The 13,434-nt window shown below is 62.3% G+C and carries 12 protein-coding genes and 2 pseudogenes; 8 read left to right on the top strand and 6 right to left on the bottom strand.

Annotation, left to right across the window (positions count from 1 at the left end):
* The first annotated feature begins 97 nt into the window (after positions 1 to 97).
* From bfr to ABEG21_RS06565, 8 genes and pseudogenes are all read left to right on the top strand, one after another.
* Entirely contained in the window at positions 98 to 577 is a 480-nt protein-coding gene (bfr, locus tag ABEG21_RS06600; protein ID WP_347556418.1) for a bacterioferritin, read from the top strand.
* 6 nt (positions 578 to 583) lie between these two features.
* Positions 584 to 1,450, top strand: coding sequence for a glutamate racemase (murI, locus tag ABEG21_RS06595; RefSeq protein ID WP_347556417.1), 867 nt, complete (start codon positions 584 to 586; stop codon positions 1,448 to 1,450).
* Positions 1,451 to 1,575: 125 nt separating this feature from the next.
* Positions 1,576 to 1,722: pseudogene (locus ABEG21_RS06590) on the top strand ((2Fe-2S)-binding protein); the annotation flags it as partial.
* Positions 1,723 to 2,198: 476 nt separating this feature from the next.
* A complete protein-coding gene (locus ABEG21_RS06585; protein ID WP_347556416.1) occupies positions 2,199 to 2,921 on the top strand; it encodes an energy transducer TonB in 723 nt (240 codons plus the stop codon).
* A 72-nt stretch (positions 2,922 to 2,993) separates the two neighbouring features.
* On the top strand, positions 2,994 to 3,710 hold the full coding sequence (locus tag ABEG21_RS06580) for a MotA/TolQ/ExbB proton channel family protein (RefSeq protein ID WP_347556415.1): 717 nt from the start codon (positions 2,994 to 2,996) through the stop codon (positions 3,708 to 3,710).
* A gap of 72 nt (positions 3,711 to 3,782) precedes the next feature.
* Positions 3,783 to 4,202, top strand: a complete 420-nt coding sequence (locus ABEG21_RS06575) for a biopolymer transporter ExbD (RefSeq protein WP_347556414.1) — start codon at positions 3,783 to 3,785, stop codon at positions 4,200 to 4,202.
* Positions 4,203 to 4,465: 263 nt separating this feature from the next.
* On the top strand, positions 4,466 to 4,963 hold the full coding sequence (locus ABEG21_RS06570; protein WP_347556413.1) for an SRPBCC family protein: 498 nt from the start codon (positions 4,466 to 4,468) through the stop codon (positions 4,961 to 4,963).
* 516 nt (positions 4,964 to 5,479) lie between these two features.
* Positions 5,480 to 5,590 (top strand): annotated as a pseudogene (locus ABEG21_RS06565) (hemin uptake protein HemP); the annotation flags it as partial.
* A gap of 327 nt (positions 5,591 to 5,917) precedes the next feature.
* Here the strand turns inward: ABEG21_RS06565 and opgC are convergent.
* From opgC to uvrB, 6 genes are all read right to left on the bottom strand, one after another.
* Complete coding sequence (gene opgC, locus ABEG21_RS06560; protein ID WP_347556412.1) at positions 5,918 to 7,069, bottom strand: OpgC domain-containing protein; 1,152 nt, start codon at positions 7,067 to 7,069, stop codon at positions 5,918 to 5,920.
* A 370-nt stretch (positions 7,070 to 7,439) separates the two neighbouring features.
* Positions 7,440 to 8,843, bottom strand: a complete 1,404-nt coding sequence (locus ABEG21_RS06555) for a 4Fe-4S binding protein (RefSeq protein WP_347556660.1) — start codon at positions 8,841 to 8,843, stop codon at positions 7,440 to 7,442.
* Positions 8,844 to 8,914: 71 nt separating this feature from the next.
* A complete protein-coding gene (locus tag ABEG21_RS06550) occupies positions 8,915 to 9,751 on the bottom strand; it encodes an FTR1 family protein (protein ID WP_347556411.1) in 837 nt (278 codons plus the stop codon).
* An 88-nt stretch (positions 9,752 to 9,839) separates the two neighbouring features.
* Positions 9,840 to 10,127 carry a cupredoxin domain-containing protein gene (locus ABEG21_RS06545; protein ID WP_347556659.1) on the bottom strand — a complete coding sequence of 96 codons (288 nt, stop codon included), beginning with the start codon at positions 10,125 to 10,127 and terminating at the stop codon, positions 9,840 to 9,842.
* 330 nt (positions 10,128 to 10,457) lie between these two features.
* Positions 10,458 to 10,964, bottom strand: coding sequence for an iron transporter (locus tag ABEG21_RS06540; protein ID WP_347556658.1), 507 nt, complete (start codon positions 10,962 to 10,964; stop codon positions 10,458 to 10,460).
* Positions 10,965 to 11,251: 287 nt separating this feature from the next.
* The gene (gene uvrB, locus ABEG21_RS06535) at positions 11,252 to 13,333 is read right to left on the bottom strand and encodes an excinuclease ABC subunit UvrB (protein WP_347556410.1); all 2,082 of its coding nucleotides are present in this window, start codon (positions 13,331 to 13,333) and stop codon (positions 11,252 to 11,254) included.
* Positions 13,334 to 13,434: the final 101 nt, after the last annotated feature.

Genomic DNA, 13,434 nt, shown 5'->3' with positions numbered 1-13,434 from the left:
AGCGCACGGCCTGCCGGGTCAACGGACCTGCCTGCCGCCCTTCGGCTTTGCCCGATCGCCACTTCCGGCAGCGTGTTTAACCAGGAATTGTCCCCCTATGAAAAGCGACCCGAAAGTCGTCGAATACCTGAACGCCCAGCTCAAGAACGAACTGACGGCGATCAACCAGTATTTCCTGCATGCCCGCATGTACAAGCACTGGGGTCTGGAAACGCTAGGCAAGAAGGAATACGACGAATCGATCGGCGAAATGAAGCACGCCGACTGGTTGATCCAGCGGATCTTCATGCTGGACGGACTGCCGAATCTGCAAGATCTGCACAAGCTGCTCGTCGGCGAGGACACGCCTGAGATTCTGGCGAACGATCTGAAGCTGGAATACCTGTCGCAAGCCACCTGCAAGGAATCGATCGCCTACTGTGAATCGGTCCGCGACTTCGTCTCCCGCGAAATCTTCCAGCGCATCCTGGACGACACCGAAGAACATATCGACTGGCTGGAAACGCAGATCGAACTGGTCGCCAAGTTGACGCTGCCGAACTATCTGCAAAGCGCCATGGGCGGCATCAACCCGTAAGCGACAATGGCCGGGAACAACGCGCCGGTGGGCGTATTCGATTCCGGCGTGGGCGGTCTGTCCGTCCTGCGCGCCATCCGGCAGACCTTGCCGGACGAATTGCTTCTGTATTGCGCCGACGCCCGCTATAACCCCTATGGGGACCGCAGCGAGGCCTTCATCGTCGATCGCACGCTCGCGATCGGTGCATGGCTCGTGTCGCATGGCGCGAAAGCCGTCGTCGTCGCCTGCAATACGGCGACGACGATCGCCGTCGGTGCCTTGCGCGATGCGCTGCAGGTGCCGGTCATCGGCGTCGAACCCGGGGTCAAACCGGCCGCTGCCGGCTCGCGCACCGGCGTCGCTGGGGTGCTGGCCACGGCGGGCACGCTGCGCAGTAGCAGCTTCCAGCGCCTGGTCACCGAATACGCCGGTACCACGCAACTGATCTGCACGGCAGGCCACGGCCTGGTCGAAGCGATCGAATCCCGCGATCTGGATTCCCCGGCGCTGCGCGCCCGCCTGCTCGACTATCTGCTGCCGATGCTCGATGCCGGCGCCGACACACTGGCGCTCGGTTGCACGCACTACCCCTTCCTCGCGCCGCTGATCGACGAACTCACTGGCGGGAAGCTAACGATCATCGACAACGGCCTCCCGGTCGCCCAGCAACTCGGCCGTCGCCTCGACAAGCACGATCTGAGGGCGCAAGCGACGCCGATGACGATCGCCGCCGGCACGCCCGCGGCCCTCACCCTCTACTGCACCGGCGATACGACGGCCCTCGACTGGCTGGCCCAGCAGGCGTTCTCCGCACCTCTCGCACCGGCCCGCACCGTCGATATTTCGTCACCGCTCACCGCCCAGGATCGCCCGTTTCTCAGCTTGCGCTGAGCCGCCAGGCACTGTGCGTTCTGTGTCACAACACATCCGGTAAGGATATTCTTTGCATCTTGCCAAGCCGCGAACAATGAATGATAATAATTCGCATTAACGGCTTTTAGGGGCGGTGGCCCATTATGATCGTTTGTGTGTGCAAGGCAATTTCGGACCGGCAGCTGCGGGCTTCGATCGAAGCTGGGAACAATACGTTCGACGCGCTGCAATTTGAACATGGTGTCGCCAGCTGCTGTGGCCGTTGCGAAGACGCGGTGCATGATGTGCTGGAAGGCCGGGAAATCGGCTGCACGCGGCGTACCGCCGGCTCACCCGCCGGCGCGAATTCGCCGATGGTGTCGCCGGTCGTGTTTTATACGCCGGTCGCAGCATGACATGACGCGATAGGCGGCCTCGTCGACACGAGGGCGCCTATCGCGTCTGATGTTGGCTCCGCGGAGTCGCACGCGGCGGCCCTTATGGGCCACTCGGATCGGTCGGATCGGGAAACGCGAGTAGGATGTTGAGACGGCAATACGTATGCCCTCAGGACCTCGCCAGGGCGAGGCGCGAAGCGCCAAGACGCACCGGTACGACCGCGATATTGCCTCAGCAAATTCTGATCAAGCGTCTGAACGCTTGCACTATGTCTCCGGCGCTGTTGAAGTTGTTTCGTTGTTGATCCATTCTTTCGAATCATGACCATTCGCTCCGCTTTTTGTCGCGCTCGCCGTCGGGCGCGTTCCTGCCGTGGAGCGCTCGCAGCATGAGCGACGTCCTATCTCCGAATGGTGCTTCGGGCCTCGGCACACCCGGCGTCCCACCACAGCGCCGTTCGATGCTGACGGCCGGGCTGGTGGTCGCCGGCTTGCACGCCGCGGTCATCGCCGCCATCCTGTTGAATCGCGATCCAAAACCCGTCGTTGCCGCGCCGCGCGTCGTTACCGCCGTCTTGATCGCGCCTGAACCGGCGCCGGTGCCGGTTCCCGTCGCCCAGCCGGAGCCGCCCAAGCCGATCCAGAAGCCGGTCGTGAAACCGCCGCCAAAGCCGGTCGTGCACAAACCGACGCCGCACACCACGCCCAAACCGACCACGGTCGCCGCCGCGCCGCCGGAACCGCCGCCGCCCGCGCCGGCCACCCCGGCCCCTCCCGCGCCGACGCCGCCCGCACCGGCCGCCGCCCCGGCCCCGGCGATCGATCCGAATGTGCCGAAGAACGTTCAGCACCTGACTTGCGACAATACCGAACCGGTTTATCCGACGCTGTCGCAACGGCGAGGCGAGACCGGAACGGTCGTGATCCAGTTCATCGTCGATACCGGCGGCCGCGTGGAAAGCGCCAAGGTGAAGAAGAGCAGCGGGGTCGATCGCCTCGACGAAGCAGCGCGACAGGCGGCACTCTCGACCCGATGCCAGCCCTATAGAGAAGGCGGCGTCGCCGAAAAGGTCATCACAGAACGGCCCTACTCCTTCAACCTGACAAATTAATGACCTCCGCCGCCCGTCTCGGGCGGACGCGCCTCGACCAACACGCATACACATCTACGCGAAGGAACAGTAATGCAAGACTATGGCATCGCCCACGTATGGGCCCAAGGTGACTTCGTCACACGCGGTATCGCACTGCTGCTGTTGATCATGTCGGTGCTGTCCTGGACCGTCATCGTCGTCAAATCCTGGCAGGCATGGCGCCTGACCCGTCTGTCGCGGACCGCCGAGCAGGACTTCTGGCACTCCGGCGACCTGGAAGACGGCATCAAGCGGATTGGTGGCAGCGCCGATAATCCGTTCGCGCTGCTCGCGCTGTCCGGCAAGGATGCGGTCGAACACCATCAGCAGAACGACAAGGAACTGCATGGCGGCATGAGCACCAGCGACTGGGTTGCACGTTGCCTGAAGAGCACGATGGACGAAATCGTCGCGCGCATGCAAGCCGGCCTCGCCGTGCTTGCCTCGATCGGCAGCACGGCGCCGTTCGTCGGTCTGTTCGGTACCGTCTGGGGTATCTATCACGCACTGCTCGCCATCGGTGCCAGCGGTCAGACGTCGATCGACCACGTCGCCGGCCCGGTGGGCGAGTCGCTGATCATGACGGCATTCGGTCTGTTCGTCGCCATCCCGGCCGTGCTCGGTTACAACGCGCTGACCCGCTCGAACAAGGCAAGCGTCACGAAGCTGAACCGCTTCGTGCACGGTCTGCATTCCTACTTCGTGACGGGCTCGCGCGTGCGTTCGACGCGCCGTGAAGGTCTGCGTCTGGCAAGCCGGGCGCAGTAAGCGTCCCCTCTTCTTATTTTTGTGCGCGGCCACGATGCCGCGGCACCGTAACGCAATACGCGGAGAACTGCGATGTCGATGGGCCCACTTGAAGGGGACAGCGAAGAAGGGCTGATGAACGAGATCAATATGACGCCGCTCGTCGACGTCATGTTGGTCTTGCTGATCATCTTCCTGGTCACGATCCCCGTGATGAACAATGCGGTCAAGGTCGACCTACCGCAAGCCAGCACGCAACCTCTGGATCAGAAGCCGGCATTCGTCGACGTCTCGATCCAGGCCGATGGCACCATCGTCTGGGACAAAACCCCGGTCGACGATACGGCCTTAGCCACGCAGGTGGAAACCGCGGCGAAGCAGGAGCCTCAGCCGGAAGTCCATTTACGCGCGGACAAGGACGTTCGCTATGAGCGCGTCGCGCAGTTCATGGCGGCGGCTGAAAACGGCGGCTTGACCAAGATCGGCTTCGTCACCGATCCGGCGAAGAAGTAAGCGACCGCACCGCCGCATGCGCAACACCCCGAGGATCGACGCGCCTGTCGATCCTCGGGGTGTTTTGTTTTGTGCGCGCCGGACATCGCGCGCGTGGCAGGCACGGTCGCCGGCGTGCCGCCGACGCCAAGGCGTCACGCTGCATCGCCAACGCCGCCATGCGACAATGCCGGGAACAGCACCGCCGCCGGTGCTTTTTTTTATCAGCACGACCCGGCATCGCGCGCGCCCCGTAAAAGCGCAATCGGCCGATAGGAGGCCAAGTGAACTACGAACATCTGGTGCAGGTCAACGATCCGCTCAACCCTTTATTAGGCACGCTGTCGCTCGGGCAGCTCTGGCATGGTCTGGTCCTGCGCGCGGAACAGCCGCAGCGTTTCGTCATGGGTCTGGAGCAGTGCAGGATCCTGTCCCGCGACGACAATGTACTGCACCGCGAGCTGGTCTATGGGCCGACGGCCACCGTCCGTGACCGCGTCACCTTGCGCCCCTTCGAATCGATCGAATACACGATCGACGCCACCGAGCAGCACGTGGGCGGCAGCCTGACGATGTCGATCGAGGCGCCGGACGAGGCCCAGCTGTTCGTGCGATTCGCGTATCGCACCTCCCTGCCGACAGGGGAGCAGGCGGATCCTGATCGCACGAGCGAATTCGTCAAATCCGCCTATCGGGAAGCCGATATCGATACGATCCGCGTCATCCGGCAAATGGCGGAAAGTGGCGACCTGGACATCACGTCGCCGGGCCTCTCGCACTGACCGACTCGCTGCCGCGTCGCGCACGACATTGCGCGCGACGCCTTATGCGTGTCGACGCGATCGCGCCCGTCGAGGGTGGCGGCGAGCCGGCCGCGCAGGCGACACAGCGCGCCCTCTCGGCGAAACGAAAAAACGCGCAAATAGTCCTTGCGAATGGGAATGGTTCTCATTTAATATAAACACATCGACGCCGCTTACAGAGCCAAGGACATTATGAATTCTCTGCCACGTAGCAGCCGTACGCTTCACCTACGCCACCGCGACCTGTCTTCGGCAGGCGGAAGCCAAAGCATCACCAGCGTCTCGGTCGTCCGACCGATGCAACGCCTGATGCCCCGCGTCGCCGAAAGCGGTGTGGACGCCACGCAAGACGATGTCGCGGTTGCAGCGCCGGTCGTGCAGCGCAGTACGGTAGAGGCACGTGCGCCGATGAGTCGTCCCGCGCGTACCTTGAAGCCGGTCACGATTCCACTGGAAGCGATGTATCCGAGCAAGCCGTCGACCGCCGCGCCGGCCGTGCCGAGCGTGTCGCTGCTGCAGGGTTGCAAGACGGTGCAGATCATGCACAACGGTGAGCCGTACACGTTACGCGCCACCAAGCATGGCAAGTTGATTTTGACGAAGTAAGCCGTAACCCGAATTTGCGTCGGGACACACATGGCGCGACATACATCGCTGCCGGCCATCCCGATTGCTTTACCGTGTATTGTGGGGACCACCTCGAACGAGGTGTTAAAGGTCACCGCCAGCGTCAGAAGCGCACGAAAGAACTAGACCCCTTCCGTGCGAATCGGCAGCCAGCCAGACCTTTTTTTTATTCCAGGGCCACGCCGCGCATTTTGCGGGCGGGGCCCTTTCCTTTTGGAGACGCAGGCGGAGCGCCTGTCTCTCGATCTGAAGGTTGCCTGGCAGTCTCGCCACGGCATCCCGAGACGAAACGCAACGGCGCCGTGCTTACGCCGCGTTCGCCGATTTACCGGTGGCAGCGGATGCGCGGGCAACCGTCGGTTGACGCGATGCCTGCCACGCGCGCCACAGCAGCGCAAAGCCGAACAGCGCGCCCAAGGCTAAGACATCGGTAAGCAGTCCGGCCGGATAATCGAGCATGCCATCGGTGGCTTCGTATAGCACCGAGTCGAGTACCAGCGAGATCACCGCGCCCGCGATAAAACATGGCATCGACTGTCGCCCGACGGCGACGATCCAATTGATCCGCGCGCCGAGGCGCGTCACCCAGCCGGCCTGCGCCGCCATCGCACAGACCCAGGCGATCGCCGCAAAGTTGACGACCCGGAGCCAGGAAAGGTTCTGCTTCAGCGCGCTATCGAGGTAGGCCGGGGTGAATCCCACGCGGTAAATGCCGAAGCCGACCACGGCCGCCATCGCCACGGCGCCGATCGACCAGAAACCGATCCGCGACGTGAAAGCCCGCTGCACCGGCGTCGAATGCGCCAGCACGCCCAACACGAACATCAACTGCCAGGCAAAGGGATTGAACGGCCAGACGCGCGTACTTTCCACCGCGCTGCCCATCGCGCCGAGCACGCCCGGCAGCCAGACCAGCGCCGCCGGCGCCAACCACCACACCAGCAGACTGGCGGCCAACGTCAGCAGCGGGCGCCGCATGGCGCAGGGCAACAGCACCGGCGCGCAGGCGACAAAGATCAGATACATCGGCAAGACCGACGACAGATAGGGCTGCTCACGCAGCGTCGCGACGTCGAACAGATAGCTCAACGGCGCCGACGCCAATCGATCCAGCGCGCTCACCGGGAGATTCGGCGCGGAAACGTCGAGGAGCCGCAACAGCAGCGTCGTCAGCACCATGGCGCCGGCACACAGCAGGAAGCCGCGATAGATCGGCCAGATGCGCCGTAGCAGCTTGCCTTGGGCCGTCGCCGGTGCGCGCTCGCGCCATCCGCGCCACGCCCCGGTCAAGGCAAAGCCGCACAGGAACACGAATGCTTCCGCCGCATCCGGATAGGCAAAACGATGCATCGTGACCCGCGACAGGATGCTGCCGCCGATATGGTCGACGACGATCATCAACATCGCGAGGCCCCGATAGAAATCGACGGGCACGGAACGGGAACGGCTTGAATTCACAGAGGTATCACTCGATGCGCAGCACGCCGGTCTACACCACGTTCCCGGCGTCTCACCATGCCCCGAAAACCATCATGAACCCGCAAAGAAGCCAACGATGATAGGTGTCGGCGCGCCGCGCCGAACGAACAGGGATCCGATGGTCCACTACGGGCGCAATGGTAAACCCTTGTTCGCCAAAAAAACACCATCGATACACTGATTTACGACTAATACCGAATATTTCGAATCGATCGGATTGACGATGATTGAAAGCGGCGCGTAAGAACAACACACGCGCAAAAGGAATGAGATGTGTAGCCGCCGCCTATGTAAAAAGGGCCTCGCCGATCCCACCGGCAAGGCCCCTCTTCCGTCGCTACGGCATCGATCACCAGCGGACGAACATCAACCACCAGGCGCTGTCGGCAATCGCCAGCGTCACCACGAAACACGCCATCGCCCCCGTCAACGCGACGCTCGACGCCGCATAGCGACGCGCCACCCGATAAGCGAGCCAGAGGCTCCACAGATTGGCCAGGCCCAGCAAGACGGCCCGCGCATCACCGGCCCAATGCGTGTTGAAGTGATGATGCTGCAAGATGGTCAGCGTGGTGGCCGTCAGTCCGAGGAAGACGCCCACGCCGGCCTGCGGGATCAGCGCCTGTGCAAAGTGATGCAAGCGACGCGTCGACCAGCCGACGCTGTGCAATGCACCCGCGCCGGCGTCCGAGCGCGCCGTCGGCGCACGGCCGCCGAAGCCCAGGATCCGGTTGCCCAGCGCCATCACCGCCAGCAGCGCCGTGCCATACACCAGCGCCGTCGCCAGCATATAGCCGATCACCAGGGAGCCGTCCAGCCAGGTGAACACGTCGTTCTGATCCGGATAGTGCGTGAAGATGTACCACGGCGCGTTGTCCGCCAACGGCCACATGATGTCGTTGTTGATCAGCCAGCCCGCCACGACGATCTTGATCTGCACGAACAAAGGGCTGACGGTCCAGTGGAAGCCACCGATCGCCACGCCGAGCATCCCGTACAACAACAAGGCCGTATCCCAGCCCGAGGCGCGTTTCGCGCCCTGCTCGACCACTTCGTCCGATGACGACCGGGTCGCCAGGCTGATGGCGTCGCGATGCCCGCTGCAACGCCCGCACATATGGCAATCGGCCGATTGGATCTGGCGCAGCGGCACCAGCGGCGCGCAATTGACCGGGATCACCCGATGCCCGTGCTCGCCGTGCTTATACGAATGCCGCCATGCTTCCTCGCTGACCTGAAAGCGGAAAGGCGCAAGGCGCGCCAGCAAGGTGAAAACCCCGTTGACGGGGCAGAGATATTTGCACCAGACGCGCTTTTCCCGGCCATAGAGCAGCCCGATGATCATCGCGCCCACGGTGGAACCGCCCAACACCACCAATACCGCCTTCGGGTATTGGTAGACGCTGACCATCTGCCCATAAATCGTCGTCATGCCGAACGCGACGAACGGCCAGCCGCCCCACCGCATCCAGCGGGGGATGGACCAGCCCATGCCGAACTTGCTGGCGAATTCGGTGAGTGTGCCTTCCGGACACAGGACACCGCACCAGACACGCCCGAGCATCACCATCGACAGCAGCACGAAGGGCCACCAGATGCCCCAGAACACGAATTCGGAGAACACCGTCAGGTTGTTCCACATCCGCGCGCTGTCGGGCGGCAGCGGCATGATCGCCGGGACGATGATCAAGACCGCGTAGGCCAGCACGACCACCCATTGCACGCCACGGATCGCGCGGCCATGCCGCTGCATCCAGTCGCCGGCCCATTGCAGCCAAGCGGAAAATCCACGCGGACGGGGGCGACCGATAGGCGCAGCCTGACTCATGCCGTCTTCCCTGCCACCGGCTGACGACGCGCGAATCGCATCAACCCCGAGACGACGAGCCAGAAAACCGCATAGGCCAGCAGATTCATCAAGGACGGATGCGCGCGATAGCCGGTCAGCGTCGCCACCAGGGAACCGAACGTCGAGCTGTCGTCGAGAAGCCGGCTGCTATCCCACAGCTGGTCGACGATCGTCGGCAGGAACTCCATATCGATCAGCTTGTCGATGCCGGACTCGAACAGCCCTGCGGCGAGAAACAGCAACATGATTTCGGTGACGCGGAAAAACAGGCGCCACGAAAAGATCTTCCCGCCCAGTTGGAAAATGTAGAACGTCACGAAAGCGAGCGCCAGACCGATCAACACCGCGGCATACATCGACGGCGCGATATGGCCGGACTGCCCGAAGCCAAGCCCGTAGAGGAAGATCGCCGTCTCGCTGCCTTCGCGCGCGATGGCGGCGGCGACCAGAACAGCCACGCCCCACCAGTTCGCCGCATTGGCGCGTTCCTGCAATTGCGCTTCCATGTCCCGCTTCAGCGTGCGCGCGTGATTGCGCATCCACATGACCATCTGCACGATCAGCACGCAGGCAACCAACACCATCACGAGCTGAAATACGTCCTGGGCCGAACCGGACAGGAGATCGGTGAAGCCCACCAACGCTGCGCCCAGGCCGACAGCCGCGACCAGTCCCGCCGCGACACCGGCCCACAGATAAGGCAGGCCCTTACGCGCCGCCGCATCCCCGTTCTTCAACCATGCGTACAGGATGCCGACGACCAGCAATGCCTCGACGCTCTCGCGCCATACAACGAAAATGACCTGCCCCATGTTCTACCCTTTCAATGCCCTGCCGCGGCGTGCTGCCCGACCGGCTTCCGCAGCCAGGTCGGCATGCCTGTCGGCGACCGCCCATTCGTCATTTGGCGACGATGACGCCCTGCCCGGTCGCCTGATGAAAATCGTCGAAAAACTTGTATTCGCCCGGCGACAGCGGCGCAATCACGACAAACGATTCCCCGCCGGGGGCGAGGACTTTTTCCTTGCGCAACTGCACGCTTTCGAACTCGGCCGCACTCGTGCCGGTGTTCTTCAGCGAAATCTTGATGCGCTGCCCGGCCGGTACCTCGATGCGGTTCGGCGTCATCTTGCCGTCCTTCATTTCGAGCGGAAAGGTCGGCAAGTCCACCGCGTGCGCGAGCGACATAACACCCTGCGCGCCGACGAACGTGGCAGCAATGAGCAACGTCCGAACCGACGCCGCCGCGGTCGATCGCGGTGCCGCGTCGATGCCTTCCTTCCTGCGCGCAAGCCTCTTCATACCCAACCCTTTTCGAACAGCAAAAAAGTCCGGTGAGCGCACAACGAGCCTCCGAGTACCGGAATCTCCCGCGCGCCGACCGGACGTCGAATAAGCACCATGATAAATCAGAATGCTTATCGTTTACTTAGATTACCCATTTCAAGGAGGGGGAACGTCGCATTCGCGACGCACGCAATGTCGCGCACCCGAGCCTCGAATACGTATCCAAGACGATCAGTAACCGCCCTTCTTGCCGATGCCGGCGAACGGGAAGTCGTATTCCAGCGTGATCGGCGTGAACCACGGACCCACGCCGGTTTCCTTGTCGATGTGACGGCCGAAACCCATATGCCCCATCTGCATCGGCGGCTTGACGACCATCTTCAGGTGATACTTGCCCGGGCCCATCAGCTTCACGTTGTCGCCGTAGTGCGGACCGTCGTTTGCCACCATCGGCATCATGTCGCCCTTGATCACATCCTTCGAACCGACTTTCGTCAGCTCATAGCTGATCTGCAGATAGGGCATCCAGTCGCCTTCGGCGAAACCGGTCGGATTGTTCTTCACCGCGTGGATATCGGCTTCCAAATGGACGTCCGACTTCGCGGCATCGCGCATCAGGCCCGGCGGGTCCATCGTGATGGGCTGCAGATAGACTGCACCGATCTCCATGCCGCCCTCGATCTTGTGCTGGCCGATCGGGTATTCCGCGGCCGAAGCCGATACGGACCATGCGGCCATCGTCGTCGCCAAAGCCAGAATACATGCCCCTGCCACACTGTCCGTCAAACGTGCTGCCACCATTGCACTCCCTTTCTATTCATTGCTCCGTCGCGTATCCACGCACCGGAGATTACAAAAACCTGTCGACCATGCGAAGCGAATCACAGTAATGTGACATCTCCGTGTTAAAGAATAATAATACGAATTATTCTCAAAAACAAATTATTCGCCGCCAGCGCAGGCGTCAAACAAGGCCGTTCGTATTACCGCGTATTGCCGTCGGCGACGGCAATACGCGTGCGCCCTTACAGGTCGTGCTTGCTGGCGCCGAACGCCTTCTCGCGCAGGCTCGATAAAGCGTCCCGCGTCTGCGCCGCCTTCTCGAATTCCAGATTTTTCGCATAGTCGGCCATTTGCTTCTCCAGCCGCTTGATTTCCTTTGCGAGCTGTTTCTCGCTCATATCCTCGACGCGGGCGCGTTCCTGCGCCTGTCGCATCTCCTGCTTGGCCTCGTCGGCATCGTAGACACCATCGATGATGTCCTTGATGCGCTTCGTCACGCCCACCGGGATGATGCCGTTGGCGGTGTTGTGCGCGATCTGCTTTGTCCGACGGCGCTCGGTCTCATCAATCGCGCGTCGCATCGAATCGGTGATCCGATCCGCATAGAGGATCGCGCGCCCGTTCACATTCCGCGCCGCGCGGCCAATGGTCTGAATCAATGAGCGCTCCGCGCGCAGAAAGCCTTCCTTGTCCGCATCGAGGATCGCGACCAGGGAAACCTCCGGAATATCTAGACCTTCGCGCAACAGATTGATGCCGACCAGCACGTCGAAAGTGCCCAGCCGCAGATCGCGAATGATCTCGACGCGCTCCACCGTTTCGATATCGCTGTGCAGATAGCGCACCTTGACGCCGTGCTCGGCCAAGAAGTCCGTCAGTTGCTCGGCCATCCGCTTCGTCAGCACCGTGACCAGAACGCGTTCGTTGACCTTGGTGCGCAGATGGATCTCGCCCAGAATGTCGTCGACCTGGGTCCGCGCCGGACGCACTTCGATTATCGGATCGACGAGGCCGGTGGGACGCACCACCTGCTCCGCCACCTGCCCGGCCGACTTATTCTCGTAGTCGCCCGGCGTTGCCGAGACATAGATCACCTGACGCATCTTGCGCTCGAACTCGGAGAACTTCAGCGGCCGGTTGTCGAGCGCCGACGGCAGTCGAAAACCGTAGTCGACGAGGTTTTCCTTTCGCGCGCGGTCGCCGTTGTACATGCCGTTCAATTGACCGATCAGCACGTGCGATTCGTCGAGCAGCATCAAGGCGTCGGGCGGCAGATAGTCGACCAGCGTCGGCGGCGGCTCGCCCGGCGCGGCGCCCGAGAAGTGCCGCGAGTAGTTCTCGATGCCCTTCGTGAAGCCCAATTCCTGCAGCATCTCCAGATCGAAGCGGGTCCGCTGCTCCAGACGCTGCGCCTCCACCAGCTTGCCTTCCTGATAGAGCCAGGCCAGACGGTCGCGCAACTCGTTCTTGATTGTCTCGATCGCGCGCATCACCGTATCGCGTGGCGTGACGTAGTGCGACGACGGGTAGACGGTAAAGCGCGGAATCTTCTGGCGAATACGCCCGGTCAGCGGATCGAACAGCTGCAAGGACTCGATTTCGTCATCGAACAGCTCCACGCGCACGGCCAGTTCCGCGTGTTCGGCGGGGAAAATATCGATCGTATCGCCGCGAACCCGGAAGGTGCCGCGTCCGAACTCGGTCTCGTTGCGGTTGTATTGCATCGCAATCAATCGCGCGATCACCTCGCGTTGCCCCAGCTTGTCGCCGGACCGCAGCGTCAGGATCATCTTGTGATACTCGCCGGGATTGCCGATACCGTAGATCGCCGACACCGTCGCGACGATCACGACGTCGCGACGCTCCATCAGGCTCTTGGTCGCCGACAGCCGCATCTGCTCGATATGCTCGTTGATCGACGAGTCCTTCTCGATGAACAGATCGCGTTGCGGCACATACGCTTCCGGCTGGTAGTAGTCGTAGTAGGAAACGAAGTATTCGACCGCGTTATGCGGAAAGAAATCCTTGAATTCCGAATACAACTGCGCGGCCAAGGTTTTATTGGGCGCGAACACGATGGCCGGGCGGCCCATGCGCGCGATCACATTGGCCATCGTAAAGGTCTTCCCCGAACCGGTCACCCCGAGCAAGGTCTGGTATGACAGCCCGTCCTCGATCCCCTCCACCAGCGTTTGAATCGCCGTCGGCTGGTCGCCGGCCGGCGGAAAGGGCTGATACAGCTGGAATGGCGAATCCGGAAATTCGATGAATTTCGTCGGATCCAGCGCATCCGGGGCGTTCGAGACTTCCCGCAGTTCGGTCATTGGCTTAAGATATCGGGTCCGGACGACCTAAGTATCGTCCCGTAAACAGTCTATTTTAGACCTTCCTGCGAGGTCGGGTCCGCAAGCATTTTGCGGCCAGC

The organism is Robbsia sp. KACC 23696 (assembly GCF_039852015.1).
Lineage (GTDB): Bacteria > Pseudomonadota > Gammaproteobacteria > Burkholderiales > Burkholderiaceae > Robbsia.
Note: the sequence above shows the minus strand (reverse complement) of the source record. Positions and strands in the feature narration are given on the sequence as shown.

What these genes read in the sequence shown, in the direction of transcription:
- ABEG21_RS06585 (WP_347556416.1), top strand. Translation starts at nt 2,199, where the DNA reads ATGAGCGACGTCCTATCTCCGAATGGTGCTTCGGGCCTCGGCACACCC.
- uvrB (WP_347556410.1), bottom strand. Translation starts at nt 13,333, where the DNA reads ATGACCGAACTGCGGGAAGTCTCGAACGCCCCGGATGCGCTGGATCCG.
- ABEG21_RS06555 (WP_347556660.1), bottom strand. Translation starts at nt 8,843, where the DNA reads ATGCAGCGGCATGGCCGCGCGATCCGTGGCGTGCAATGGGTGGTCGTG.
- murI (WP_347556417.1), top strand. Translation starts at nt 584, where the DNA reads ATGGCCGGGAACAACGCGCCGGTGGGCGTATTCGATTCCGGCGTGGGC.
- ABEG21_RS06545 (WP_347556659.1), bottom strand. Translation starts at nt 10,127, where the DNA reads ATGTCGCTCGCGCACGCGGTGGACTTGCCGACCTTTCCGCTCGAAATG.
- ABEG21_RS06540 (WP_347556658.1), bottom strand. Translation starts at nt 10,964, where the DNA reads ATGGCCGCATGGTCCGTATCGGCTTCGGCCGCGGAATACCCGATCGGC.
- ABEG21_RS06580 (WP_347556415.1), top strand. Translation starts at nt 2,994, where the DNA reads ATGCAAGACTATGGCATCGCCCACGTATGGGCCCAAGGTGACTTCGTC.
- ABEG21_RS06575 (WP_347556414.1), top strand. Translation starts at nt 3,783, where the DNA reads ATGTCGATGGGCCCACTTGAAGGGGACAGCGAAGAAGGGCTGATGAAC.
- ABEG21_RS06550 (WP_347556411.1), bottom strand. Translation starts at nt 9,751, where the DNA reads ATGGGGCAGGTCATTTTCGTTGTATGGCGCGAGAGCGTCGAGGCATTG.
- bfr (WP_347556418.1), top strand. Translation starts at nt 98, where the DNA reads ATGAAAAGCGACCCGAAAGTCGTCGAATACCTGAACGCCCAGCTCAAG.